We start from the raw sequence: 26,698 nt of genomic DNA, 5'->3' as shown, positions 1-26,698 counted from the left end.
ATAGCCTGCCGATTGTGGCGAAAATTGCTCGCCAGCATGACATTTTCGCTACAAACAACAGTTTGATTATTAACCATATTCTTCCGAATTCAAGACGTCTCAAGACCAAATCGAACGTTTAGTGACCGCGTTTACCAACTATTTGCAATAAAACGCAGCTTCACAGCTCTAAGGCGGATGTGGAATGGGAAATTAACTGCGCCACAATACAGTTATACCCGGTCACAAGAGTTAACGAGAAGGTGTTCAGTTTTGGCGCTCTGGCGTTCCTCCATTACCGAAAGGTTTCGCCCTTTCAGCAGTGCATGCGCGCCTGCCGTCGCAGCCTTCCTCGTTTCGCTGACAGTTATCGTCACCGCGGTGGTCCTCGATCACCGATTCGTGCAGAAACATCGCGACGATATTCACGCCGCCACGACACGCGCGGCCGGCACGGCGGCCCGTCAGATCGCCTCGCGGCTGGAGCTTGATTTCGCGGTCGCCGATAGCCTGCGCAATGCGTTGATCGGTCAGGCAGGATACAAGCCCAACGATATGCAGACCGCTGCTCGTCAGGCACTCGCCGACCTGCCGCACCTTTCCGCAGTGATCGCGGCACCGGGATTCACACCAACGACCTTCTTCCGCCGCGACAGCTTGGCCGGTGAGACCGGTATCGATCTTGCTGGTCTTAAGGCGGATCTCGACCGGGCCGGCAACAAGGCGCGCCCAAGCGTGCTGACCGGATCGCAGACGGGCAGGCTTACCCTCATCATGCCGGTGCCTTCCGCCAGCGGACAGGAAGCCGGGCTCTGGGGCGCTCTGGTTCTCGTCCTCGATGTCGCCGATCTGCTTGATCCCGCGACACGCCCTCAGGTTGGCGACGCGGCACAAACGTCCGAGACGGTCTTCGACTGGCTCGATCTCGCGCTCGTCGACAACAGTCGAGCCGACCAAGCCGTGTTTTACGGCAATGAAGCGGTAAAGGGCGGCGATCCGGTCCGGTGGTCGATCACCGTCAAGGGTACGGACTGGCAGATCCTTGCGGCGCCGCGCGTCGGCTGGAATGCTTCGCCCGCCGGTCAGATGCGGTTCCGGTTGATCCTGGCGCTGGCATCGCTTGCGATCGTCTTGCCGGTGCTCATTGCGACCTCGCTGATTTCGGAACGCAACCGGCATATCGAGACGCTGCGGCTGCGCGAAAACAAGCTGTTTGCACTGTCGCGACGGTTCGGGCTTGCCATGGAAGCGTCGATGATGGGCATCTGGGAAGTGACCGATGAGGGTGTGCAGCTCTCCTGGGACGATCGCTCCGCCGCTCTCCACGCCAATCCGTCAGCCACCACCGGCAACCGGTTCGATGACTGGATGGCATCGATCGCGCCTGAGGACAGGGCTGTCGCGGAAGCGCATCTCTTTACAGTTCTCTGCACCGACAGCCCATCGACCGAGACCTATCGCCTGATCCTGCCCGGCGGCGACATCCGGCATCTTCGCTCCGCCGGTGCGAGGGTTCAGAACGAGCGCGGCATCCAGGCGACCGGCATCGTCTGGGACGTCACCGCCGACGTGACGATGGCACAGACCCTGCGCGACGCGAAAGACAATAGCGAGGTCAAGAATGCCGAGCTCGAACTGGCGCTCGACGAATTGTCGGACCGGGAGCAGGAACTGGAAGGTCTGTCGCGCAAGCTCGACCTCGCACTCGGTTCCTACGGATGCGGCGTCTGGGAATATGATCCGGCAACCGGCAGCGAGATATGGGACGCTCGCATGTGCCAGCTTTATGGCGTCGCCCCGATTGCCGGCCCCCTTCCCCACGACTTCTGGCTGTCTCTGCTGGTTCCGGAGGATCGCCAGAGTGCTCTTGACGCGGCAATGCGTTACCTTTCCGGCGACGTCGAGGAGGCTCTGATCGTTCGCGTGCCGCAATCTGACGGCAGCCTCCGCTATATCCGGTCCGTCGGTCAGCTGGTGATCGGTCGCGACGGTTCCCGCAAGCTTATCGGCCTCGCCTTCGACGTGACCAAGGACGCGGTGATGACGACCGAGCTCAAGTCTGCGAAAGCGGAATCGGATGCTCGCAATGTCGAGCTTCAGATGGCCAAGACCCGCATCGAGCACAATGCGCTGCACGACCCGCTGACGATGCTTGGGAACCGCCGCAAACTGGACATGGAACTCGACCACCTCTCGCGTGCAAGCCAGGTGGAGCGGCAGAAGTTCTTCATCCTCCATCTCGACCTCGACCGGTTCAAGCAGATCAACGACACGATGGGCCATGCCGCCGGTGACGCGATGCTGGTGCATTCATCCCGGATCCTGTCGCGCAACGTGCGTGACGAGGATATCGTTGCGCGGATCGGCGGCGACGAGTTCGTCATCCTGATGAACAATTCCGCATCCATCGAGGACGTGGCCGAGCTTTCGCAGCGGATCATCGCCGAGTTTCGTCAGCCCTTCGACTTCGACGGCTTTTCCTGCCGGTGCGGCGTTTCGATCGGCATTGCGCAGGCAACCGGTCTCAATGTCGATGCACGACGCACGCTGGTCAACGCCGACATCGCGCTCTACCGGGCCAAGGGCCTCGGCCGCAACCGTTTCGAATTCTTCACGCTCGACCTGCAGGAAGAGATCGTCAGCCACAAACGGACCGCCGACGAAGTGCTCTCGGCGATCGACAACGGCGAGTTCGTGACCTGGTACCAGCCGCAGTTTTGCGCCAGAACCGGTGAACTGACCGGGGCCGAGGCGCTGCTGCGCTGGAACCATCCGCATCACGGCATCCTGGCGCCGGCGCGGTTCCTGAGGATCGCCGAAGACCTCAACGTGTCGGCGGTGCTCGACCAGATCGTGCTTGAGACGGTGCTGAAGGACAAGATGCGCTGGACCGCGCTCGGCCTCAAGGTGCCGAAGGTCTCCGTCAACGTCTCGTCAAAGCGGCTGCATGACGAAAACCTGATCGCGAACCTCGAGTCGCTGTCCATCACACCCGGCGAGATCTGTTTCGAGCTGGTGGAGTCGATTTTCCTCGACGACGGCGACGTGTCGGTATCGGGCAATATCGAACGCATAAAGGGAATGGGCATCGACATCGAGATCGACGATTTCGGGACCGGCCATACCTCGATCGTCTCGCTGCTAAAGCTGAAACCGAAGCGGCTTAAGATCGACCGGCAGCTGGTGATGCCGATCCTCGAAGCGCCGCAGGAGCGGACCATGGTTCGCTCGATCGTCGACATTGCCCGCTCGCTTGGCATCGACACGGTGGCGGAAGGTGTGGAGACGATGCAGCATGCGGAATTGCTGCGCGAACTCGGCTGCGACCTTCTGCAGGGCTATGCCTTTGCCAAGGCCCTGCCCTTTGACGAATTCGTTGAGGCGGCCAGAGCCGACTGGCTCAAACAGGCGGCATGAATGGCACCGAATGGCCGGCCGTGCATCCATGTCCGGGATCGACAGCCCGATATGGGGCAAGAAGGGCTTGTCGCCCGCCGACCTTTTCCATAAGACATCCGCGTCAAAGTTTGACGTCCAAGATTGACGGAGGCGGCCCCTCCGAAGCCGGTTAGTGAAATGTCGCACAATACTTTCGGTCATCTTTTCCGTGTCACGACCTGGGGCGAAAGCCACGGGCCGGCGCTCGGCTGCGTCGTGGACGGATGCCCTCCCGGCCTGCGCTTCACGCTTGCCGAAATCCAAGCCTGGATGGACAAGCGCAAGCCCGGACAGTCGCGTTTCGTGACCCAGAGGCGCGAGGACGATATCGTCAAGATCCTCTCCGGCGTGATGATGGATGCCGACGGCGAGACGATGATCTCGACCGGCACCCCGATCTCCATGCTGATCGAGAATACCGACCAGCGCTCCAAGGACTACGGCGAGATCGCCCGCAGCTATCGTCCCGGCCATGCGGATTTTGCCTACGATCTGAAATACGGGATCCGCGATTTCCGCGGTGGCGGCCGCTCATCGGCCCGCGAAACGGCAGCGCGTGTGGCTGCCGGCGCGATCGCCCGCAAGGTCGTGCCGGGAATGACCGTGCGCGCGGCGCTGGTGCAGATCGGCAAGCACAAGATCAACCGTGACAACTGGGACTGGGGCCAGGTCAACGAGAACCCGTTCTTCTGCCCCGATCCTGAGATGGTGCCTGTCTGGGAAACCTATCTCGACGGCATCCGCAAGGCCGGATCGTCGATCGGTGCGATCGTCGAGGTGGTGGCGGAGGGCGTTCCCGCAGGGCTTGGCGCACCGATCTATGCCAAGCTCGACCAGGAAATTGCTTCCGGCCTAATGTCGATCAATGCCGTGAAGGCCGTCGAGATCGGCGATGGTTTTGCCGCCGCCGAGCTTTCCGGCGAGGACAATGCCGACCAGATGCGGATGGGCAACGATGGCCAGCCTATCTTCCTCTCCAATCATGCCGGCGGCATCCTCGGGGGCATTTCGACCGGCCAGCCGATCATTGCCCGCTTCGCCATCAAGCCGACCTCGTCGATCCTGAGCGAGCGCCAGTCGATCGACGCTGACGGCAACAATGTGGATGTGCGCACCAAGGGTCGCCACGATCCTTGCGTCGGCATCCGCGCCGTGCCGATCGGGGAGGCGATGATGGCCTGCACGATCGCCGACCATTTTCTCCGTGACCGGGGTCAGACCGGTAAAACCCGCTAGGAATCATCACATGCCCTACGATCAGAAGCGCGTCGTCGACGCCATCCGCGCCTTCGAAGCCGGCGAAATCGTCGTTGTTACCGATGACGACGGACGCGAAAACGAAGGCGATCTGATCGTCGCTGCGGTTCACTGCACGCCGGAAAAGATGGCCTTCATCGTGCGCCACACATCCGGTATCGTCTGCACGCCGATGCCGCGCAGCGAAGCCAAGCGCCTGAACCTCAACGCCATGGTGGCGGAAAACGACAGCGCGCATACGACCGCCTTCACCGTAACGGTGGATTTCAAGCACGGCACGACGACCGGCATCTCCGCCGACGACCGGACGCTGACGGTGCGCAACCTTGCCAACCCGAATGTCGGCCCGGCCGACTTCGTGCGTCCCGGCCACATCTTCCCGCTGATTGCCCGCGAAGGCGGCGTTCTGATGCGGTCCGGCCATACGGAAGCGGCCGTCGATCTTTGCAAGCTTGCCAACCTGCCGCCGATCGGCGTGATCTGCGAACTCGTCAACGACGACGGCACGGTGACGCGCGGTCCTCAGGTGACGGAGTTTGCGATCACCCATGGCCTGAAGCAGGTGTCCGTTGCCGATCTCATCGCCTATCGCCAGCGCAAGGAAACGTTGATCGAGCTGCACGGCACGTTCGACATCGAGACCCCGAAGGGCAAGGCCAAGGCACACGCCTACTCCCTGCCCTGGGAGACGATGCAGCACGTCGCCATCGTGTTCGGCGACATCAGGGACGGCGTCGACATTCCGGTCCGCCTTCATCTCGAAGACGTGGCGCGCGATGTGTTCGGCGCGGCGCGCTCCGTGGACCGTTACATGGCAAAGATCGCCGACGAGGGTCGCGGCGTCATCATCTATCTGCGCGAGGGTTCGGTTGGCGTCGGTGCCAGCACGACGTCGCGCAAGGTCCGCTTCGGCGAGGAATCGCACGCGGAGGCCAAGGTCCGCGACAGCGAGTGGCTGGAAATCGGCCTCGGCGCCCAGATCCTGCGCGATCTCGGCGTGTCTTCGATCAAGCTTCTGACCAGAAGCGAACGTCATTACGTCGGCCTCGAAGGGTTCGGCATCCAGATCGCCGAGACCGTGATCTGCTAAACGGCCACTGAGCGGAGCGTGTTTCCGTGCTGACCTTTTGAAATAGAGGTTGTCGCGGGAACATCGCATTTGCGCACGGGTTCAGTCTCAGGACGTTGCTGGAAAATGCCGGCGACGTCCGACAGACGCAACCGTGCAAGGATCAAGTCCGTGACCCGAAGCCTGAACATCGTTCCGCCAGCCCTCGATCCCGCCGTCTCCGCTGAAAGGACGACCGTCGAGAGCATGACGTTTCCGCCGAGCGGCTTCGTGCCCAACCACCCTCACCTTCCGGCTCTGATCTACCGCAACGCCCTTGCCATCGACCCTCTGGTCGGCGACCCCGCCAGCCTGTTCGAAGACCTTTTTGCGAAAAACGGCTGGCAGGGCATCTGGCGCGATGGCGTATTCGATTACCAGCACTACCACACGGGCGCCCACGAGGTCCTCGGCATCGCAAATGGTCGCGGCCTGCTGCTGATCGGCGGTCCGGATGGCACCGAAATCTCAGTCCATGGCGGCGATTGCATCGTGTTGCCGGCCGGCACCGGGCACATGCGGCTGGAGGCCAGCCGCGACTTCGTGGTTGTCGGCGCCTATCCGCCAGGACAGCGTGCGGATCTCCAGACCGGACCCGCGGATTCTAAGGGTCTCAGCCGAATTTCGAGCCTTCCCGTGCCGCAGACCGATCCGCTCCGTGGCCGCGACGGCCCCCTCCTTCGGCACTGGGTCCGTTAGGGTTCATTCATGTACATCTAATGCGTGCGCAAAAATCCGATAGGCACAATTTTATCGGAACAAGCACAGCAGCCTTGCAGTTACCCCGCTGATCGCCACCCGCTCTACGGCTCGGCAACCCAAGGCTATAAAGATGAACACGCGTCCTCAATTCGCCTCGTCCACCCCGCTGTCAAAGCTCCCGCCGCAAATCTACTACGTGCATCCTCTCATGCTCAAAGGCTTGCAGGATTGGCGCCAGGTTTTTGCCCATGCGAAGGATCTCGGCTTCGATACGGTCCTCAGCGCGCCGCTGTTTGCACGCGGCGCGGACACGAGCATTTTCGTCAGCGGAGACCTGGACAGGCTTGATCCGGCGCTGGGACTTGGGGAAAGCGTCGACGACGGCGTGAAGGCACTGACAGGTGCCGCTAAAGAGCATGGCATCAAGCTGATGCTCGACATTGCCATCGATCGTATCGCCGATGCCTCGAACCAAGGCAGCGCCGTCGTATTCGACCCGCGTCGCTCGCCGCAGGAAAGCGGCAGCCGCACGATCGATATCACTCATGAAACGCAGCTGCTCGATGACTGGCGCCGCCGACTGGCGCGGCTGGCCGGGCTTGGCATCGCCGGCTTCCGCTGCATCGGCATTGGCAAGGTCGCGCCTGACGTCTGGAAGGGCCTGATCACTGCGGCCCGCAGTGCCGTCTCCGACACCATCTTCCTTGCCTGGACGCCAGGCACCAGTTTTGAAGATCGCAAGGCGCTCAAGGGCGTCGGCTTTGACGGCAGCTTTTCGTCCTTTGCCTGGTGGAACATGGAGGAACGCTGGATCCTCGACGAATACGAGGTGCAGCGCGAACTCGGCTACCAGATCACCTTTCCGGAAGCCCCGTTCGGCAAGCGCATGGCGCATGGCATTGACGGAACCGAAGTGTCGGAGCGCCGAGCGGTCCGGGCCCTGAAGCTCGCGTCGACCTTCGCCAGCGGCCTCATGGTGCCGATGGGCTTCGAATACGGCTCATCCATCCCGCTCGACCCGCTGACCGGTGACGGAATGGGTCTGCGTGGACTCAAGGACCAGGGCGTGTTCGACCTGTCGAGCGACATCCGTGCCATCAATGCCGCGCCGAACAAGACATCGGCCGGGTTTGGCCGCCAGCCGCTGAGGCTGATTTCCACCAGCCAGACCCAGGCTGTGGCGCTCTTGCAGACCGACCATGAGGATATCCGTGCATCTTCGAAGATCCGCGTCGTCATGCTGAACCGCGATTTGCGCAGGGTCACCAAGGCTCCGTTCAACGTGCTACGTGAAGCAGCATCCCCTTTCCTGCCGCTGACGGCGCCGGGGAATGACGCCGACATTTTTGCGCCCGATCTCATGCTGAAGCCGGGCGAACTGCGCGTTTTCGAAGGCCATGCCTCGCAGCCGATCATCGAAGCTGTTCCGGTTTCCACCGCAGCCGAAGCCGCTGCAACACCGCGGCTGGCGATCGAGAAAATCACTCCGTCGGTCGATGACGGTCGCTTTGTGGTGAAGCGGGTTGTCGGTGAGACGGTCAAGGTCGAAGCCGACGTGTTCGGCGACGGGCACGATCCGCTGTCGGCGTCGGTGATGTGGCGTGCGGCCGACGAGGACCAGTGGACCGAAGTGCCGATGACGCTTGTCACCAACGATCGTTGGGCGGCAGAATTTCCTCTGAAGCGGATGGGTCGCCACGAGTTTGCGATCGAGGCCTGGAAGAACCCGTTCCAGATCTTCCGCTACGAATTCACCAAGAAGCACGAGGCGCGGCTCGATCTGCGGCTGGAGATCCAGGAAGGCATCAATCTGGTGCTTGATGCGCTGGATCATGCCACGGGTGACCTCAAGACCGAACTGAAGGTGCTGTTCGACAAGCTGACGGCGCAGGACGATCCGAAGCGGACCGAAACGCTACTGCTGGCCGACACGGCCGAGCTGATGGTGGAAGCCGACCGCCGCCCGCATCGGGTTCGCTCGACGCTGATCCCGGTCGATGCCGAGCGGACGGCCGCAGCGTTTGCGAGCTGGTTCCAGGTGTTCCCGCGCTCCCAGAGCGGCGATGCGAACCGTCACGGCACGTTCGACGACGTGATTGCGCGGCTGCCGGCGATCCGGGAGATGGGCTTTGATGTCCTCTACTTCCCGCCGGTGCATCCGATCGGTTCGACCAACCGCAAGGGCAAGAACAACACGCTGACGCCGGCCCCTGATGATCCGGGCAGCCCATACGCGATCGGCTCGGAAGATGGCGGCCATGACGCGATCCATCCGGAGCTCGGCACGTTCGAGGATTTCCGCCGGCTGGTGGATGCCGCCAAGGAGCACGGGCTGGAGCTCGCTCTCGACCTCGCGATCCAGGCATCGCCCGACCACCCGTGGCTGAAGTCCAATCCCGGCTGGTTCGACTGGCGGCCTGACGGCACGATCCGCTATGCCGAAAACCCTCCGAAGAAGTACGAAGACATCGTCAACGTCGATTTCTACGCCAAGGACGCTGTTCCTTCGCTGTGGATCGAACTGCGTGACGTCGTCCAGAAGTGGGTCGATAACGGCGTCAAGCTGTTCCGCGTCGACAATCCGCATACGAAGCCGTTTCCATTCTGGGAATGGATGATCGCCGACATCCGCTCGCGCCATCCAGACGTCGCCTTCCTGTCGGAAGCCTTTACCAAGCCGAAGGTGATGTACCGTCTCGCCAAGGTCGGGTTCTCGCAGTCCTACACCTACTTCACCTGGCGCAATGCCAAGTGGGAGCTCGAGCAGTATATGCGCGAGATCACCACAGAAGAGCCGAAGGAATTCTTCCGTCCGCACTTCTTCGTCAACACGCACGATATCAACCCGGATTTCCTGCAGAACGCACCGCGTCCGGCCTATCTGATCCGTGCAGCGCTGGCCGCAACGCTCTCGGGCCTCTGGGGCGTCTATAACGGCTTCGAGCTTTGCGAAGGACGCCCGGACGCCAAGCGCAAGGAATATGCGGACTCCGAGAAGTACGAGATCCGTGCCTGGGATTACGACCGTCCGGGTCACATCAAGGGCGAGATCGCGCTTCTCAACCGCATCCGCCGCGAAAACCCGGCGCTGCATTCGCATCTCGGTCTGCAGCTCCTGCCCGCCTGGAACGACAACATCATGTTCTTCGAAAAGGCCAGTGCCGGCCGCGAGAACGTGCTGCTGATCGCCGTCAATCTCGATCCGCACAACGCACAGGAAGCGGATATCGAACTGCCGCTGTGGTCGTTCGGCATTCCGGATCACGGAACCCTCGACCTCGAAGACGTCATCGGCGGCGATCGCTTCTCATTGACCGGCAAGGTGCAACGCATCCGCCTCGACCCTCACTCCGGCCTGCCATTCTCCATCTGGCGCGTCCGTTAAAGACAAGAATGGGAGGAGACATCATGGACATCACGAGCGGCCGAAACCAGGGCCAGGACCAGAATCAAGCGATGAACGACGATCCACTATGGTACAAGGATGCAGTTATCTATCAGCTGCATATCAAGTCGTTCTACGACGCCAATGGCGACGGTATCGGCGACTTTCAGGGGCTGCACGAGAAGCTGGATCACGTCGCTTCGCTCGGCGCCAACACGATCTGGCTGCTGCCGTTCTTTCCGTCGCCGCGTCGTGACGATGGATATGATATTGCCGACTATACCAGCGTCAGCTCGGACTATGGCACGGTGGAAGAATTCAAGGCGTTCGTGGCTGCCGCCCATGCGCGCAATCTGCGTGTGCTGATCGAGCTCGTCATCAACCACACGTCCGACCAGCATCCGTGGTTCCAGCGGGCACGTCATGCGCCTCCTGGTTCGCCGGAGCGGGATTTCTACGTGTGGTCGGATACGGACCAGAAATTCCCGGAAACGCGGATCATCTTTCTCGATACGGAAAAGTCCAACTGGACCTGGGATCCGGTTGCCGGCGCCTATTACTGGCACCGCTTCTATTCGCACCAGCCCGACCTTAACTTCGACAACCCAGCCGTTCTGGAAGAGCTGTTCGAAGTCATGCGTTTCTGGGCCGATACGGGCATCGACGGTTTCCGCCTCGACGCCATCCCGTATCTGATCGAGCGCGAAGGCACGATCAACGAGAACCTGCCGGAAACCCACGACATCCTGAAGAAGATCCGCGCGGCGCTCGACAGCACCCATCCCGGCAAGATGCTGCTGGCGGAAGCCAACCAGTGGCCGGAAGATACGCGCGAATATTTCGGCGATGGCGACGAGTGCAACATGGCGTTCCACTTTCCGCTGATGCCACGCATGTATATGGCGATCGCCAAGGAAGACCGCTTCCCGATCACCGATATCATGCGCCAGACGCCTGCAATTCCTGACAATTGCCAGTGGGCGATCTTCCTGCGCAACCATGACGAGCTGACGCTTGAGATGGTGACCGACGAAGAGCGCGACTACCTCTGGAACATCTATGCCGCCGACCGGCGCGCCCGCATCAATCTCGGCATCCGCCGCCGTCTTGCGCCCCTGATGGAGCGCGACCGCCGCAGGATCGAGCTGATGAACGGCCTCTTGCTCTCCATGCCCGGAACGCCTGTCATCTACTACGGTGACGAGATCGGCATGGGCGACAACATCTACCTCGGCGACCGCGACGGCGTTCGCACGCCGATGCAGTGGTCTCCGGACCGCAATGGCGGTTTCTCCAAGGCCGATCCAGCGCGTCTCGTGCTGCCGCCGGTCATGGATCCGCAGTATGGCTATGAGGCGGTGAATGTCGAAGCGCAGGGTGCCGACGCGCATTCGCTGCTGAACTGGATGCGCCGCATGCTGGCGCTGCGCAACAAGCATGCTGCATTCGGCCGCGGCACGCAGCGTTTCCTCACGCCCGGAAACCGCAAGATCCTTGCCTATCTTCGCGAATACGAAGGTGAGACGATCCTGTGCGTCGCCAACCTTTCACGCCTGCCGCAGGCGGTGGAACTGGACTTGTCGCAGTTTGCCGGCTGGGTGCCGATCGAGATGTCCGGCATGTCGCCGTTCCCGCCGATCGGTCAGCTGACCTATCTGCTGACGCTGCCGCCCTACGGCTTCTTCTGGTTCCAGCTGGTGGATAGCTCGGAAGGTCCGGTCTGGCGCACGGAGCCGCCGGAGCAGATGCAGGACATGGTGACCATGGTCGTTCGCCGTGACCTGCAGGAGCTCGGCGAAGACTCTCCGCTGTCGCAGATGTTTGCCAAGGATATCCTGCCGCCATACCTTTCGAAACGCCGCTGGTTCGGCTCCAAGGGCTCGATCCTCAATTCGGCGCGCCTTGCCAACGTGACGCCGATCGCCTTTGCCAACAACATCCTGCTCGGCGAGCTAGAGGTCGATGTTGCCGGCAAGCTGGATACCTATCTCCTGCCGCTTGCCGTTGCCTGGGATGAAACCCAGCCTTCGGCGCTTGCCCAGCAGTTGGCGCTCGCCCGCATCCGTCAGGGTCGCCGGGTCGGTTTCCTGACCGACGGCTTTGCCATGGAGGGGCTGGCGCGCGGCGTTATCCGCGGACTGTCCGAACGGGCCGTGATCTCGGGCGTTTCAGGCGCCCTTGAATTCGTCGGCACCGACACTCTCGACCAGCTCAACTTCAACGACGACATGCCTGTGACCTGGCTTTCGGCCGAACAGTCGAACAGCTCGCTGATCATCGGTGATCTCGCCATGGTGAAGCTGATCCGTCACATCTTCCCGGGTATCCACCCGGAAGTGGAGATGACGCGTTATCTCACCAATGTCGGCTACCAGAATACGGGACAGCTGCTCGGCGAAGTCGCCCGCACCTCGCCGGAGGGCAACCGCTACACGATGATCATCGTGCAGCGCGCGATCCGCAATCAGGGCGATGCCTGGAACTGGATGCTCGGCAACCTGCGCCGCGCAATCGACGAGATCGTGGTGACCGGGCTTGAGGGCGAAGGGATCGACGAGCACTTCAAGCCGCTCGTCAATCTTTCGGCCACCATCGGAACACGGCTTGGTGAGCTGCATGTCGCACTGGCCCAGCCGACCGATGACGAGGCATTCAGCCCGATCTGGGCTGGCGATGCCGATATCTCGAGATGGCGCGCGGGCGTAACGGCTCAGATCGACCAGAGCCTGACCATGCTCGAACTGAACAGCGAGGGACTGGAAGGTCGCGCCGCAGAAGACGCACGCATGATCCTCAGCCGTCGCGAAGACCTGTTCGGCCTTGTCGAGACGCTGTCCGGCTTTGCCATTTCGACGCTGATGACCCGTACCCACGGCGACTTCCACCTCGGCCAGATCCTGGTGGCAGAAGGCGACGCCTATATCATCGACTTCGAGGGCGAACCTGCCCGCGATCTCGAGGAACGTCGTGCAAAGTCCAACCCGCTGCGCGACGTGGCTGGCCTCCTGCGGTCGCTCAGCTATCTCGCAGCCTCGGCCGATCTCGATCGGGAGGTCGTCAGCGAAGTGGACGACGCCCGTCATCCGGAGCTCGTCAGCCGCTTCATCGACAAGGCGGAACCGGCATTCCTGCAGGCCTATTTCGATGCTGTGGAAAAGTCCGACTCGCTCAACATCCCGCACGAGAAGCGGTCGAAAATACTCGACCTCTTCCTGCTGGAAAAAGCCGCCTACGAGATCGCCTACGAAGTGCGCAGCCGGCCGAAGTGGCTGCCCCTGCCGCTCGCAGGTTTTGCGACCATCGCGGCGCGACTTCTCGACACCGACAGCAATTCCACCCCTGATGCACCCAAGGGAGAGACAGAGTGATGCGATACGAGCGCACGGACCTCATCATCGGAACCGTTGAGGAGGGCCTCCAGGCCCTCGTCGACGGCCGTCATGGCGATCCCTTTTCCATTCTCGGCCGCCATCAGTACGGCGACCTCACCGTGGTGCGGGTGCTGCTTCCCGGGGCGCTTTCGGTTGAGGTCGTCGAGCGCGATACGGCCAAGGTCGTCGCGGAGCTGGACAGCATCCACCCCGGCGGTCTGTTTGCCGGCGTGACCAATTCGACTGCGCCCTATTTCCTGCGCATCGAATGGCCGGAAGCAATCCAGGAAACCGAGGATTCCTATTCCTTTCCGCCACTGCTCGGCGATCTCGATCTGCACCTGATCGGCCAGGGCACCCATTACGATCTCGGCCGTACGCTGGGCGCGATCCCGATGGAAGTGGACGGGGTTTCCGGCGTGCGTTTTGCCGTCTGGGCACCGAACGCCACTCGTCTCTCGGTCGTGGGCGACTTCAACGCCTGGGACGGTCGCCGGCATCCGATGCGGCTTCGGCCACAGGCCGGCGTCTGGGAACTGTTTGTTCCTCGGCTGACCCATGGCGAGCGCTACAAGTTCGAAATTCTCGACGCTCACGGCAATATGCTGGCGCAGAAGGCCGACCCGATCGCACGGGCCTCGGAAGCAGCACCGTCGACTGCCTCCGTCATCGCTTCGTCCAAACCGTTCCGCTGGACCGATGGCGACTGGATGGCGGCACAGGCCAGGGACCGTGCCCGCGAAGGCGCGATGTCCGTCTATGAGGTGCATCTCGGTTCATGGGTTCGAATTGCCGAAGAGGGCAACCGGACGCTTGACTGGGTGGAACTCAGCCAGCGCCTCGTGCCCTATGTCAAGAAGCTCGGCTTTACCCATATCGAGATGTTGCCGATCATGGAGCATCCGTTCGGCGGATCATGGGGCTACCAGCCGCTCGGCCTGTTTGCGCCGACCGGACGCTACGGCACGCCTGAAGACTTCGCCTATTTCATCGATCGCTGCCATGCGGCCGGTATCGGCGTCATCCTCGACTGGGTGCCAGCGCATTTCCCGACTGACGTCTGGGGTCTGGCGCAGTTCGACGGAACGGCGCTCTACGAACATGCCGATCCGCGCGAAGGTTTCCACAAGGACTGGAACACGCTGATCTACAATCTCGGCCGCAACGAGGTGAAGGGCTTCCTGATCGCGTCAGCGCTGGAATGGCTTGACCACTTCCATATCGATGCGCTGCGCGTCGATGCTGTCGCCTCCATGCTCTACCGCGACTACAGCCGCGAGCAGGGAGAGTGGATCCCCAACAAGTATGGCGGACGTGAAAACCTCGAATCCGTCGAGTTCTTCAAGCACCTGAACAGCATCATCCATGAGCGCTGCCCGCATGCCTTTACGGTGGCCGAGGAATTGACCGCCTGGCCGGGTGTGACCGAAAGCGTCGAGCAGGGCGGGCTGGGCTTCGACTTCAAGTGGAACATGGGCTGGATGCACGATACGCTCCATTACATGGAGGAAGATCCGGTCTATCGCAAATACCAGCACGGAAGCCTGACCTTCGGCATGGTCTATGCCTATTCCGAACGCTTCATGCTGCCGCTGTCCCATGACGAAGTGGTGCATGGCAAGGGCTCGCTGTTTGGCAAGATGCCGGGCGACCACTGGCAGAAGATGGCCAATCTGCGCGCCTATTACGGTTTCATGTGGGGCCATCCAGGCAAGAAGCTGATGTTCATGGGCGGCGAAGTCGCTCAGGTGACCGAGTGGAACCACGACGCGTCCGTTGTCTGGGATCTCTTGGATAGCCCTCAGCATGCGGGCATGCAGCGCTTGATCGCCGATCTCAACGCGATCTACTCGGCCGAGCCGGCGCTTCAGTATGGCGATGTTCATCCTGAAGGTTTCGAGTGGGCCGTCTCCGACGATGCGGAAAACTCCGTCACCGCGATGCTGCGCCTGTCGCAGGATCGGCAGTCGGCGATCCTCGTCGCTTCCAACATGACGCCTGTGCCGCGGCATGGCTACCGGATCGGCGTGCCGTTCGAGGGGCGCTGGGAAGTGGTGCTGAATACCGATGCCGCGATCTACGGCGGCACGAATTTCGGCCAGACCGAAGCCTGGACGGAAAACCAGTCGGCGCATGGCAAGACAGCGTCCGTCGCTCTCGACATCCCGCCGCTGGCGACGGTGTATCTGCGGTGGCGGGGTTAAATCCCCGGCATCACCCGGATTGAGCGCTTCCAAAAGATGAAACGGCTGACGGGACCTAGTCCCGCCAGCCGTCTCGATAGACGACCTTGTCCACGCCGGCAAATCGCCCGACCCGCTGCAGCTCGGCATCGAGCTTGACCAGCCTGCCCGCGGATGCCCGGACGCCCTTTTCCAGCCACAGCCGCCTGACATCCAGCACACCCGTTTTGCGCTCCGCCTTCATGTCGATGCGACCGATCATGCGGTCGCCTTCCAGAAGCGGAAAGACGTAATAGCCGTATTGCCGCTTCGGCTCGGGCACAAAGACCTCTATGCGGTAGAAGAAATCGAACAGCCGCACCGCCCGGTCACGGTTGCGCAGTAGCGGATCGAACGGGCTGAGCACCCTCACCCGTGCCGGCGGTTCTGGAATATCGCCGAGGTTTTGGGGAAAGCCTGAGAACGCGAAGGAAGCGCGCGGGCGGCTGTCGTCGGCGGTTTCGATCAGGACTTCGACGAGTTCATCGCGATGGGCTTTCACCCAGTCCCTCGCCTCTTCCGGCGTGACGATATCCCAGAAGGCAGCGAGTTCTCCCGATGTGGCAAAGCCAAGCTTTTCCATCGCGCTGCGGCAGGCCCAATCGATGAAGTCCTCGTGGCTGACATCCGGTTCGTGATGGTGGGCGGCAATAACGCGCTCGGTCAGATCGTAGATCTTCTGGAAATTCACCCGGCCTGCAATCGAAAGCTTGCCGGTGTGCCAGTAATATTCGAGCGCCGTCTTGTTCGGGTGCCAGTTCCACCAGCCGCCGGATTTGTGATCCTCCATCTTCATGTCGCGCGACATGATCGCGCCGTTTTCCGAAATGTGCCGGAACGTGTCCTCGAAGGCGGAATCGAAACTCTCGCCATGCCATTTGCGCCAGCGGTCGGCCAGGATCGGTTCGCGGCGGCGGAAGCGATGCTTCCAGTAGCGGAACAGACGCGCCGGAATGATCGAGGCGTCGTGGGTCCAGTGCTCGAACAGCTCGCCGTCTTTTTCCAGAAGCGATGTCAGATGCTCTCGCCGATAGGTCTGGTTGCGCGAAAACAGGATCATGTGATGGGCGCGCTCGACGGTGGCGATACTATCCACCTGCACGAAGCCCAGATCATCGATCAGTTGCAGAAGACCGGCCTTGTTGAGCGCACGGGTCGGCGGTGCGGAAAGCTGCTGCCGTTCGATGAAAATCCGTCTTGCGCGGGCATTGTCGATCAGAATCGCCATGGCAACGAGACTAGGGCGACAGTGGACCGGATGCAATGTTCACTTTTCATTCCGCCTTCCCGCTCTGCTCCCGCCGCGATATAGACCGTTCAGCAACCGAGGACCGGCATTGGACATCCATTTCGACAAGGCCGAAGCCCGCTTCGACGGGCGTGTCACGCTGCATCCGCTGACGGTGCGGCTGACCGAGCGCCGCATCGGCGTGATCGGCCTCAACGGCTCCGGCAAGACAACGTTTGCGCGGATGATCAACGGACTTGTCTCTCCCGCGAGCGGCAATGTCGTCGTCAACGGCTTCGATACGAAGGCCGACACCGACCGCGCCCGCGCGCAGGTTGGTTTCATCTTCCAGAACCCGCAAAACCAGATCATCCTGCCGATCCTGAAGGAAGACATCGCGCTGGGCCTGACGTCGCGCAAGCTTTCGAAAGGCGAAATCGAGGCCCGCACGACGGCGATCCTCAAGCGCTTCGGCATCGGACATCTTGCCGACCGTCGCTCGCACGAGCTTTCCGGCGGCGAGTTGCAGCTCGCGGCCTTCGCCTCGGTTCTGGTGACGGAACCGGACATTCTGATCATGGACGAGCCGACCAACCAGCTGGACCTGAAGAACCGCAACCTGGTGGCCCGCACGATCAGCGAGCTCCCCGAAAACGTCATCGTGCTGACCCACGATCTAGATCTCATTGCGGGTTTCGATCGGGTTCTGCTGTTCGACAACGGCCGGCTTGCCGGCGACGGAACGGCTTCCGAGACCATCGCCCGTTACCGCGAGCTTGCGGCATGAAGACACTTTACGTGGACGGCAGCGGCTTTCTGCACCGGCTTTCGGCCCGCGCGAAGCTTGTGCTGCTGGCTGCCGCAAGCCTTGCTCTGTTCCTGATCCAGTCGCCGTTAGTGCTTGGCGTCGGTGCGGTCGCCAGCGGCCTGCTTTTCGCTTCGCTGCGAATCGGATGGCGGCAATCCTGGCTGCGGCTTCGGGTTCTTGTCCTCACCATCGCAGCCGTTGCGCTGTTCACGCTGGTTTTCAACAGCCCTGTCGAGGCCGTCAGCGTGTTTTTCCGGCTTTCGGCGCTGGCGCTTCTTGCGTCCGCGGTGACGGCCACGACTACTACCGGCGATTTTATTACGGAAGTGACATTTGCGGCTTTGCCGCTTGAAAAGCTCGGGCTTGTAAAAGCTGCGGATATCGGCCTGTCGATCGGCCTTGTGCTGCGCTTCATTCCGGAAATCCTGCTGCGTCACCAGGCCATCCGCGATGCCCATATCGCGCGAGGGTTGCGCCCTCGAACCCTCTCCATCATCGTCCCGCTGATCATCCTCACATTGAAGAATGCCGACGAGATTGCCAGCGCAATTGACGCCCGGGCAATCCGTGCGCAGAAGTGATACAGATTCAGTCGTCAAGGAATAGCTATTTGCCTACTCGTGATCTCGTTCTGGCCGCCCTGTTTGCCGCTATCATCATCGTGCTGGGACTGGTGCCGCCGGTCATGCTCGGTTTCATTCCCGTCCCCATCACGGCGCAATCGCTCGGCGTGATGCTGGCCGGCGTCGTGCTCGGCGCCAAGCGCGGCACGATCGCGGTCCTCCTGGTACTGGTGCTTGCAGCGATCGGTCTGCCGGTTCTGTCCGGCGGCCGCGGCGGCCTTGCCGTCTTCATGGCGCCGACGACCGGTTATCTGATCGGCTGGGTGTTTGCCGCGATGGTAACCGGCTATCTGTCGCAGATCATGGTGGGTCGCGACCAGGCAGGGCTGGTGCAGGGTGTGAACTTCTTTATCGCAGCCCTGATGGGCGGCGTGATCGTGCTTTACGGGATCGGCATCACCTATCTGGCGCTGATCACCGGCATGGGCTTCGTCAAAGCGTTTCTCGGCTCGCTCGCTTTCATTCCGGGCGACGTCCTGAAGGCTGTGATTGCGGCGCTCGCCGGTCGGGCCGTGATGGCAGGCTATCCGCTGCTGCCGCAGCGCGCGTAAGCAGTCAGTCGAGGAACTGATACAGCCAGTCGCGCAGGTCTTCGGGCAGCGCGGCCGGCGTCCGGGTTTCCGGATCGCATGCGGACCAGACGATTTCGGCTTCGGCCACCTCATCGCTGCCGCGCGTGAAGCGGACGATAAAGCCTGCGGACTTGCCGCCGATCTTGCTCACTCCGACATGGGTATGGACGAGATCGCCGAGCTTCAGCGGCATGTGATAGGTGCAGGAGATCTTGCCGACCGCAAAGAACGGGTCATCCGTTGCCGGCTTGCGGCGGTGCCAGAATTCCGTGACCGCCTGTTCCGCAAGGCCGATATAGGCAGCGCGAAACATTTCGCCGTTAAGATCCACATCGCGATAGGCAACGCGAAAATCATGGGTCTTGCCGATATCCTTCGCCATTCCTGCCCGCACTCCAAAAAACGCCTAATGCGCCTACTTCACGGCAAATCCGGTGAAGAGCAAGGGGTATGCGCTTGAAAACATCGCCGTTCTGCGCCATGTCCGAGCTCAACATACCTCACGAGGCCGCCCAATGACCACGCGCCTTTACGAAAACTCCATATTTCTCGAGCATGCGACGCCGGAAGGCCATCCTGAACGGGCAGACCGGCTGCGTTCGCTCAACATCGCGCTCGAACACCCCAATTTCGACAAGCTCGACCGCAAACAGGCACCACAGGCCAACGAAGACACGGTGCTTCTGGCGCATCCGGAAGAACACCTGCGTTGGGTGATGCGCAAGATCCCCGAGGAAGACACGATCCTGCAGATCGAGGCCGATACGCATGTGGGGCCGAAGAGCCTGCAGGCGGCGCTGACCGGCATCGGCGGCGCGATCGCGGCCGTCGACGACGTGATGACCGGCAAGGTGGACAACGCATTCGTTGCCTCGCGTCCGCCGGGACATCACGCGGAAAAGACCAAGGCGATGGGCTTTTGCCTGTTCAACAACATCGCCATCGCCGCCCGCCATGCGCAGCAGACCTATGGCGTCGAACGTGTCGCGATCGTCGACTGGGACGTGCATCACGGCAACGGCACGCAGGACATCTTCTGGGACGATCCGTCCGTTTTGTTTTGCTCGACGCACCAGATGCCGCTTTATCCCGGCACAGGCGCCAGAGACGAGACGGGCACGAAGAACACGATCGTCAACGCGCCGCTTTCGGCCAATGACGGCAGCGACCATTTTCGCGATGCCTTCAAGAGCCGCGTCCTGCCGGCGCTCGAAAACTTCCGCCCGGATCTTGTGCTGATCTCGGCAGGCTTCGATGCGCATCACCGCGATCCGCTGGCGCAGATCAATCTGGTCGGCGACGATTTCGACTGGGCGACCGGCCGGTTGATGGAAATTGCGGGGAAATACGCCGGCAACCGGGTCGTCAGCCTGCTCGAGGGTGGCTATGATCTGGAAGGGCTGGCGGAATCGGCCGGCCTGCATATCTGCAGACTGATGAGAGGATGAAGGACATGACCGAAGCCCCAGGCGAGCCGAACGCTCCGATCGACGTCACTGGTTATTCCTTCGAAAAGGCCGTTGCCGAGCTGGAAAGCATCGTAGCGCGGTTGGAACGCGGCGACGTGGCGCTTGACGAATCCATCGCCATCTACGAGCGCGGCGAAGCGCTGAAGAAGCATTGCGAAAAGCTGCTCAACGCTGCCGAAAGCCGGATCGAAAAGATCCGCCTCGACCGCAGCGGCAAGCCGCAGGGCGTGGAGCCGCTCGACGGCGAGTGAGGCCTTCACTCGCATGAAGCCCTGAGTTGCATCTCGACTGAAATCCCGACCTGCGCTATAGTCTCCCCATGGAAAAGGACCAGGTCATCGCCAAGCTTCGGGAGCACGAGGCCGAACTGCGCGCCGCAGGCGCGGAGCAGATGTCGATATTTGGCTCGGTAGCGCGTGGCGAGGCGACGGACGAGTCAGATCTTGATGTTCTGGTGACGTTTTCAGAGCCGGTCATACAGTCTGGCTGGGGGTATTTTACGGCCGTCGAAGAGCTACGTGCCCTGATCGTTGGCATTACTGGTGTAAGGAGCGTTGACATAGTTCCCGAACCGTTGCGCCGGAAACGTTTCAGCCGGAGCGTGGAGAGGGATAGGGCGATTGCCTACTAAGCGTCCTCTGATCCGTTTCCGAGACATTGTCGAGAACGGTCAATCCATTCTCGAATATACACACGGTATGGATTTCGACGCGTACTCTGTCAGCAAGATTACACGGGATGCGTCTGAGCGATGTCTAGCACGAATTTCCGAAGCCTCTTTCAAGCTTGGCTCGACGGCAGAAGAAATCTTTCCAAGCCACAACTGGGGCGCCATCAGGGGTTTTGGAAACATGCTCCGGCATGAATACGATGATATTCTTGATGAAACCACTTGGGCAATTGTCACACGGCACCTCCCGCCCCTCCTTTTCGAACTCGAAACCTTCCTCGCGCGCTACCCGGAAGATCAGGAAACGCTGTAGGAAGGCCGACATCATTCTTCCCGGGCATCGATCCCATCCGGATGATGCATCTGCCTGCGATGCGGTTGAAACGCTGATCATGCCTTGGTCCTCCGACATCGTACCTGATGACGACCAGGAGTTCGTGCCGTTGGCGACAACCTCCCTTCCCCGAGTCCCTCCCCTTGCCCGTCAGCTGAAATCGATTAAAACCGCGGCAAGGTTGTCTCCGTGGACAACTTGAAAAAGCCGGTTTCATCCTCATGTTGGGGTGATAGTTGCTTTTGAGAACAAAAGAAGAGAAAGCCAGCCTCCGTGACACCCCTGCCCGAGACGCCGCTGCTCGACACCGTCAAGCTTCCCGCCGACCTTCGCAAGATCGATGACCGCGACCTGCCGAAGCTTGCCCGCGAATTGCGTGACGAGATGATCGACGCCGTCTCCAGGACCGGCGGACATCTGGGTGCCGGCCTCGGCGTCACGGAACTGACGATCGCCATCCACAAGGTGTTCAATACGCCTGACGATCGGCTGATCTTCGATGTGGGCCACCAGTGCTACCCGCACAAGATCCTCACCGGTCGCCGCGACCGCATCCGCACGCTGCGCCAGGAGGACGGTCTTTCGGGCTTCACGCGCCGGGCGGAAAGCGAATACGATCCGTTCGGTGCAGCGCATTCCTCGACCTCGATTTCGGCCGGCCTCGGCATGGCAGTGGGTTCGGATCTCGCCGGTTCGAAGCGCAATGTGATTGCCGTGATCGGTGACGGCGCGATGTCGGCCGGCATGGCCTATGAGGCGATGAACAATGCGGGTGCGCTCGACGCGCGGCTGATCGTCATCCTCAACGACAACGACATGTCGATCGCGCCGCCGACCGGCGCCATGAGCGCCTATCTCGCTCGCCTTGCTTCCGGCCGCACCTATATGGGCATGCGCGAAGTGGGCAAGAAGCTGACCGGCTATCTTGGCAAGAACATCGACCGGGCGATCACCCGTGCCGTCGAACACGCCCGCGGTTATGTGACCGGCGGCACGATGTTCGAGGAGATGGGTTTCTATCATATCGGCCCGATCGACGGTCATTCCTTCGAGCATCTTTTGCCGGTGCTGCGCAATGTGCGCGACAATGCCCGGGGTCCCGTCCTGATCCATGTCGTGACGCAGAAGGGCAAGGGTTATCCGCCTGCCGAAGCTGCGGCCGACAAGTATCACGGCGTCAACAAGTTCGACGTGATCACCGGCGCGCAGGCCAAGGCCAAGCCGAATGCGCCGTCCTATACCAGCGTGTTCGGCGACGCACTCGTCCAGGAAGCCGGTTTCGACAACAAGATCGTCGGCGTGACTGCCGCGATGCCAAACGGTACGGGGCTCGACAAGCTGCAGCTTGCCTTTCCGAACCGCACGTTCGATGTGGGGATTGCCGAGCAGCATGCCGTGACCTTTGCGGCCGGACTTGCGACGGAAGGCTTCAAGCCGTTCTGCGCGCTCTATTCCACCTTCCTGCAGCGCGGTTACGACCAGGTTGTCCACGACGTGGCGATCCAGGGTCTGCCGGTGCGCTTCCCGATCGACCGCGCCGGTTTCGTCGGTGCTGACGGGCCGACCCATGCCGGTTCGTTCGACACGACCTTCCTCGCCACGCTTCCCGGAATGGTCGTGATGGCCGCAAGCGACGAGGCTGAGCTGAAGCATATGGTGCGCACCGCCGCAGCCTATGACGAAGGCCCGATCTCGTTCCGCTATCCGCGCGGCGAAGGCGTCGGCATCGAGCTGCCGGAACGCGGCCAGATCCTGGAAATCGGCAAAGGCCGCGTCGTCAAGCAGGGTTCGAAAGTGGCGCTTCTGTCGTTCGGCACGCGCCTCAAGGACTGTCTGCTGGCGTCGGAAGATCTCGATGCCGCCGGTCTGTCGACAACGGTGGCCGATGCCAGGTTTGCCAAGCCGCTCGACCACGACCTGATCCGCCAGCTTGCCCGCCATCACGAAGTGCTTGTCACCATCGAGGAAGGCGCCGTCGGCGGCTTCGGCAGCCATGTGCTGCAATTCCTCAGCACCGAAGGCCTGCTCGATCAAGGTGTGAAGGTTCGCTCGCTTGTCCTGCCCGATGTGTGGATGGAACAGGCAAGCCCCGACGTGATGTACGCCAAAGCCGGCCTCGACCGCGCCGGCATCGTCAAGACGGTGTTCAATGCGCTGGGCAAGACCCAGGTCGGGGTTGGCGCTGCGGGGTAAATCCGACGATCACATCCCCGGTCCGTATCGAGACAGGACGCGCTAGAAATGTTCGTCCGGGCGAGTTTGTTCGCTACTCCCCCGCCGTCAGAAACAGCACGTGGAGGTCCTTCTCCGGGGTGAAATCCTCGGCGGTCATCTCGAAGGTTGTTGGGCCGGTTTTCTTGATGTTGTCGGCGCAGAGGCTGACGTAGTCACGGGCGTTGCCCTTGTCGATTGTCAGGCGGAACTTGCCGATCGGGCCGGACCAGTTGGCACCTGTGGTCAGCACGTAGGATAACCATTGCTCGGTATAGTTGGGGCCGCCCTTGGTAGCTGCGGCTTGGAGCTTTGCAGCTGTCTTCATGAAGCTGTCGTCGATGCAGTAGCGTTCGACGTAGCGGGCGTGCTCATAGGCCGGCTTGCCGTTTTCGATGAAGGTCATGGCCACCGTGCCGCCGACGCTCGGTTTGTAGCGGTGGCTGACCTTGACCGGCTTTTGCGCGGGGAACGTCGTCTTCCACCAATAGGCGGAGCGGAGCGTCCATGCCGGCGTGATGTCCTCCTGCCAGCCTTTTCCGGCATCGTAGCGATCTATCCGGACCAAGCCCTTGGCAAGAAAGTCGGCCTTGACGTCATCGGGCAGGGTCTTGAGGGCCTCGGTGGTTCTGTCGCTATAGGGCAGAAGCGGTACCTTGTGGGCGACGAGGTCTTCGGTGCGGTCAATGCCGGTGGCAACGATGCGTTGCTGGAGCTGCGGCTTGATCTCGCGGCCGTCCTGCAGGACCGTGAAGCCGAGGAAGTTGTCGGCTTCCGGGTCGCCATAGGCTATGTCGCTCTGGGCGCCGCCAGTTATGTCCGGCATCGGGAAGGCGATGACGCTTTCGACATCCTTGTCGGTGTCGTTCCTGAAGATGTAGTCGACCCGGACTTCCTCTCGTGAGAGGTGAAGATGCTCTTCGGCCATCGTGATATCGGCGGTCTGGACATAGACGAGGCCGCCGGTCGTCAGTTCCGCCGTCGTATCATTGGCGATAAGCGGCGGTGCAGCCAAAAGCAGGCCGGCCGTCAGCGTGGCCCCGAAGGCAATTGTCCAGCGTCTCATCCATTCCCCTCCCGGTTGGCGCGGCAACAATAGGCAGAAGGCGCGAACTATAAAAGGCCGGCTGAGGCTTGTCCGGCAGGTCGAAACGCGATTTTGTCTTGCGTGCGGGGCTCGCCCGCGTCATGGGAAGGCATGTCAGACATTCAACAAAGACTTGACCAGCTTCTGGTCACCCTCAACCTCGTCGACAGCCGCTCACGCGCGCGCGACGCGATTGCCCGCGGCACCGTCAAGGTCGACGGTCGCATCATTACCAAGTCCGGACAGATCGTGTCCTCGACAGCGCAGATCGAGATGGACGATCCCGCGAGCGCCTATGTGTCGCGCGCGGCGCTGAAGCTGGTTGCCGCACTCGATCACTTCAAGCTCGATCCGACCGGTTGCGAATGTCTCGATGTGGGCGCCTCGACAGGCGGCTTTACCGAAATCCTGCTCGCCCGCGGCGCAGCACATGTGACGGCACTCGATGTCGGCCACGCGCAGATGCATCCGCGGATTGCCGATGATCCGCGCGTCAGCAATATCGAGGGGGTCAACGCCCGCTATCTCGAGGCCGACGATATCGACGACCGGCCGATCGATTTCGTCGTGTCGGACGTGTCCTTCATCTCCATCAAGCTGGCCCTGCCGCCGGCGCTGGAACTGGCGCTGCCGGGCAGCTATTGCGCGCTGCTGGTCAAGCCGCAGTTCGAGGCCGGCCGCGATGCGATCGGAAAGCGCGGCCTTTTGAAGGAGCCGGACACGGCGCCGGCGGTGGCAGCAGAACTGGAACGCTGGCTGGTGGAGGACATGGGCTGGGAAAGCCTTGGCCTGATCCCCTCGCCGATTGCCGGCGGTGATGGCAACGAAGAGTTTCTTCTGGCAGGACGGAAGCCGGAATGAGCACGGTTCACGTCACCATCAACCGTCTCGGCGCACAGGGCGACGGTGTCGCCAATGGCGAGGACGGGCCGGTCTATGTTCCCTATGCTCTTCCGGGCGAAACGCTGGCGATCGCCCGCAATGGCGACCACGGCACGGTCATGTCAACGGGCAACCTTTCGCCGGACCGGATCGAACCGGTCTGTCGCCACTTCGGACCCGATGGCGATGCCTGTGGCGGCTGTTCGCTGCAGCATCTCGCCAAGGCGCCGTATAATGACTTCAAGCGCCAGCTCGTCATCGACGCGCTGAAATCAAAGGGCCTGACGCCCGACGTCAAGGAGACGGTCGAGTGTCATCCGGGCGAGCGGCGGCGCACGGTGTTTTCCGCGCGCAAGACGGAGAAGGAGCTTCTGCTGGGCTACAACCGGGCAGAAACGAACCATATCATCTCCATCGTCGAATGTCCGATCGCCGCGCCCGGCATCGTGGCGCGGCTTGATGCGATCCGCGCGATCGGCATGGCGCTCGCAACCGGCTCGGAGACGTTCCGCATCTCGGTGCTGGAAAGCCTCTCCGGTCTCGATATCGCGGCCGAGGGGTTGAAGCCGCTCTCGGACAAGCAGCGCCGCAAGGTGACCGAGACGGTTCTGGCGCTGAAGGGCATCGCCCGTGTTTCGGCCAATGGCGAAATCGTGCTGGAGCCGCAAAAGCCGGTGATCGATTTTGGTGGCGTCAAAGTTTCTCCTCCGCCCGGTAGCTTCACGCAGGCGACGAAAGAGGCAGAGGAAGCCATGGCGACGCTGGTGCATGGCCATATGGGCAAGGCCAAGCGGGTACTGGACCTGTTTGCCGGCTCGGGCACATTTGCGCTGCGACTGGCGAGAACGGCACGCGTGCACGCGGTGGAAAGCGACGACAAGGCACTGAAGGCGCTGGACCATGCGGCCCGCAACAGCCAGGGGCTGAAGCCCGTCAGCATCGAGAAGCGCGATCTCTTCCGCCGGCCGCTGATCCCGATGGACCTGAAGCACTTTGATGCCGTCGTCTTCGACCCGCCGCGGGCGGGTGCCGAAGTGCAGGTCAAGGAACTGGCGCGGTCGAACATCAAGACGATTGCTGCGGTCAGCTGCAATCCGCTGACGCTCGCACGCGACCTGAGGATCCTGGTCGATGCCGGGTACCGGATCGTCTCCGTGACCCCGGTTGACCAGTTTCTCTGGTCGCCGCATGTCGAGGCCGTCGCGCTGCTCAGCAAAGTTTGACGCTAGTCTTGACAGAACGCAATTCGGTTGTGCAACCTTGGTTTACAACCTAGCCATAGAGGCGTAGCTTTCCCGTGTCGCATCCAAGGCGGCAAATGACTTGCCGCCAGTGCGATCTCCAAGGGGGGA

20 protein-coding genes are annotated in these 26,698 nt (G+C 61.7%); 17 read left to right on the top strand and 3 right to left on the bottom strand.

Annotation, left to right across the window (positions count from 1 at the left end; genetic code table 11):
• Nucleotides 1–252 precede the first annotated feature (252 nt).
• The 7 genes from ACQY1P_RS08895 (at nucleotide 253) to glgB (ending at nucleotide 15,444) form a co-directional block, all read left to right on the top strand.
• Complete coding sequence (locus tag ACQY1P_RS08895; RefSeq protein WP_430256151.1) at nucleotides 253–3,396, top strand: putative bifunctional diguanylate cyclase/phosphodiesterase; 3,144 nt, start codon at nucleotides 253–255, stop codon at nucleotides 3,394–3,396.
• Between the two features lie 159 nt (nucleotides 3,397–3,555).
• Nucleotides 3,556–4,653 (top strand): chorismate synthase, encoded by a 1,098-nt coding sequence (gene aroC, locus ACQY1P_RS08890; RefSeq protein WP_430256149.1) that lies wholly within the window; start codon nucleotides 3,556–3,558, stop codon nucleotides 4,651–4,653.
• A gap of 10 nt (nucleotides 4,654–4,663) precedes the next feature.
• Nucleotides 4,664–5,764 (top strand): 3,4-dihydroxy-2-butanone-4-phosphate synthase, encoded by a 1,101-nt coding sequence (gene ribB, locus ACQY1P_RS08885; protein WP_062453643.1) that lies wholly within the window; start codon nucleotides 4,664–4,666, stop codon nucleotides 5,762–5,764.
• Nucleotides 5,765–5,989: 225 nt separating this feature from the next.
• The gene (locus ACQY1P_RS08880) at nucleotides 5,990–6,481 is read left to right on the top strand and encodes a cupin (protein WP_430256681.1); all 492 of its coding nucleotides are present in this window, start codon (nucleotides 5,990–5,992) and stop codon (nucleotides 6,479–6,481) included.
• Between the two features lie 133 nt (nucleotides 6,482–6,614).
• Nucleotides 6,615–9,869, top strand: a complete 3,255-nt coding sequence (locus ACQY1P_RS08875; protein WP_430256147.1) for a maltotransferase domain-containing protein — start codon at nucleotides 6,615–6,617, stop codon at nucleotides 9,867–9,869.
• 23 nt (nucleotides 9,870–9,892) lie between these two features.
• The gene (gene treS / locus ACQY1P_RS08870) at nucleotides 9,893–13,237 is read left to right on the top strand and encodes a maltose alpha-D-glucosyltransferase (protein ID WP_430256145.1); all 3,345 of its coding nucleotides are present in this window, start codon (nucleotides 9,893–9,895) and stop codon (nucleotides 13,235–13,237) included.
• Nucleotides 13,237–15,444, top strand: a complete 2,208-nt coding sequence (gene glgB, locus ACQY1P_RS08865; protein WP_430256680.1) for a 1,4-alpha-glucan branching protein GlgB — start codon at nucleotides 13,237–13,239, stop codon at nucleotides 15,442–15,444. The genes treS and glgB overlap by 1 nt, the downstream gene beginning before the upstream one ends.
• A gap of 55 nt (nucleotides 15,445–15,499) precedes the next feature.
• On the opposite strand, the gene ACQY1P_RS08860 is transcribed toward glgB, so the two are convergent.
• Nucleotides 15,500–16,690, bottom strand: a complete 1,191-nt coding sequence (locus ACQY1P_RS08860) for a winged helix-turn-helix domain-containing protein (RefSeq protein WP_430256143.1) — start codon at nucleotides 16,688–16,690, stop codon at nucleotides 15,500–15,502.
• A 109-nt stretch (nucleotides 16,691–16,799) separates the two neighbouring features.
• Here ACQY1P_RS08860 and ACQY1P_RS08855 point away from each other — a divergent pair, with 109 nt between their 5' ends.
• The 3 genes from ACQY1P_RS08855 to ACQY1P_RS08845 are packed head-to-tail and all read left to right on the top strand — an operon-like array spanning nucleotide 16,800 to nucleotide 18,672.
• Nucleotides 16,800–17,477 (top strand): energy-coupling factor ABC transporter ATP-binding protein, encoded by a 678-nt coding sequence (locus ACQY1P_RS08855; RefSeq protein ID WP_430256141.1) that lies wholly within the window; start codon nucleotides 16,800–16,802, stop codon nucleotides 17,475–17,477.
• Nucleotides 17,474–18,079, top strand: a complete 606-nt coding sequence (locus ACQY1P_RS08850; RefSeq protein WP_430256139.1) for a CbiQ family ECF transporter T component — start codon at nucleotides 17,474–17,476, stop codon at nucleotides 18,077–18,079. Before ACQY1P_RS08855 ends, ACQY1P_RS08850 begins: the two co-directional genes overlap by 4 nt.
• A 29-nt stretch (nucleotides 18,080–18,108) precedes the next feature.
• The gene (locus tag ACQY1P_RS08845) at nucleotides 18,109–18,672 is read left to right on the top strand and encodes a biotin transporter BioY (RefSeq protein WP_062453649.1); all 564 of its coding nucleotides are present in this window, start codon (nucleotides 18,109–18,111) and stop codon (nucleotides 18,670–18,672) included.
• 4 nt (nucleotides 18,673–18,676) lie between these two features.
• Here the strand turns inward: ACQY1P_RS08845 and ACQY1P_RS08840 are convergent, their stop codons facing one another.
• Entirely contained in the window at nucleotides 18,677–19,075 is a 399-nt protein-coding gene (locus ACQY1P_RS08840) for an acyl-CoA thioesterase (RefSeq protein ID WP_062453650.1), read from the bottom strand.
• Nucleotides 19,076–19,208: 133 nt separating this feature from the next.
• On the opposite strand from ACQY1P_RS08840, the gene ACQY1P_RS08835 reads away from it, so the two are divergent.
• The 5 genes from ACQY1P_RS08835 to dxs all read left to right on the top strand — a co-directional run bounded on the left by ACQY1P_RS08835 (nucleotide 19,209) and on the right by dxs (nucleotide 23,359).
• Nucleotides 19,209–20,141, top strand: coding sequence for a histone deacetylase family protein (locus tag ACQY1P_RS08835; RefSeq protein WP_062579411.1), 933 nt, complete (start codon nucleotides 19,209–19,211; stop codon nucleotides 20,139–20,141).
• Nucleotides 20,142–20,146: 5 nt separating this feature from the next.
• Nucleotides 20,147–20,413: an exodeoxyribonuclease VII small subunit gene (locus tag ACQY1P_RS08830; protein ID WP_062454826.1), complete on the top strand. Its 267-nt coding sequence runs from the start codon at nucleotides 20,147–20,149 to the stop codon at nucleotides 20,411–20,413.
• Between the two features lie 68 nt (nucleotides 20,414–20,481).
• Nucleotides 20,482–20,793 carry a nucleotidyltransferase family protein gene (locus ACQY1P_RS08825; RefSeq protein WP_430256137.1) on the top strand — a complete coding sequence of 104 codons (312 nt, stop codon included), beginning with the start codon at nucleotides 20,482–20,484 and terminating at the stop codon, nucleotides 20,791–20,793.
• Between the two features lie 67 nt (nucleotides 20,794–20,860).
• The gene (locus ACQY1P_RS08820; RefSeq protein WP_062453653.1) at nucleotides 20,861–21,145 is read left to right on the top strand and encodes a HepT-like ribonuclease domain-containing protein; all 285 of its coding nucleotides are present in this window, start codon (nucleotides 20,861–20,863) and stop codon (nucleotides 21,143–21,145) included.
• Nucleotides 21,146–21,439: 294 nt separating this feature from the next.
• Nucleotides 21,440–23,359 carry a 1-deoxy-D-xylulose-5-phosphate synthase gene (gene dxs / locus ACQY1P_RS08815; protein ID WP_430256135.1) on the top strand — a complete coding sequence of 640 codons (1,920 nt, stop codon included), beginning with the start codon at nucleotides 21,440–21,442 and terminating at the stop codon, nucleotides 23,357–23,359.
• Nucleotides 23,360–23,432: 73 nt separating this feature from the next.
• Here dxs and ACQY1P_RS08810 read toward each other — a convergent pair whose 3' ends face one another.
• Nucleotides 23,433–24,443, bottom strand: a complete 1,011-nt coding sequence (locus tag ACQY1P_RS08810) for a DUF4424 domain-containing protein (protein ID WP_430256133.1) — start codon at nucleotides 24,441–24,443, stop codon at nucleotides 23,433–23,435.
• A gap of 132 nt (nucleotides 24,444–24,575) precedes the next feature.
• Between ACQY1P_RS08810 and ACQY1P_RS08805 the strand changes: the two genes are divergently transcribed.
• Together ACQY1P_RS08805 and ACQY1P_RS08800 are read left to right on the top strand one after the other, a co-directional pair.
• A complete protein-coding gene (locus ACQY1P_RS08805) occupies nucleotides 24,576–25,325 on the top strand; it encodes a TlyA family RNA methyltransferase (RefSeq protein ID WP_174195742.1) in 750 nt (249 codons plus the stop codon).
• Nucleotides 25,322–26,569 carry a class I SAM-dependent RNA methyltransferase gene (locus ACQY1P_RS08800; protein ID WP_092661441.1) on the top strand — a complete coding sequence of 416 codons (1,248 nt, stop codon included), beginning with the start codon at nucleotides 25,322–25,324 and terminating at the stop codon, nucleotides 26,567–26,569. Before ACQY1P_RS08805 ends, ACQY1P_RS08800 begins: the two co-directional genes overlap by 4 nt.
• Nucleotides 26,570–26,698 lie beyond the last annotated feature (129 nt).

It is taken from the genome of Neorhizobium sp. DAR64872/K0K18, from assembly GCF_050500175.1.
Taxonomy (GTDB): Bacteria; Pseudomonadota; Alphaproteobacteria; order Rhizobiales; family Rhizobiaceae; genus Neorhizobium; species Neorhizobium soli.
Note: the sequence above shows the minus strand (reverse complement) of the source record. Positions and strands in the feature narration are given on the sequence as shown.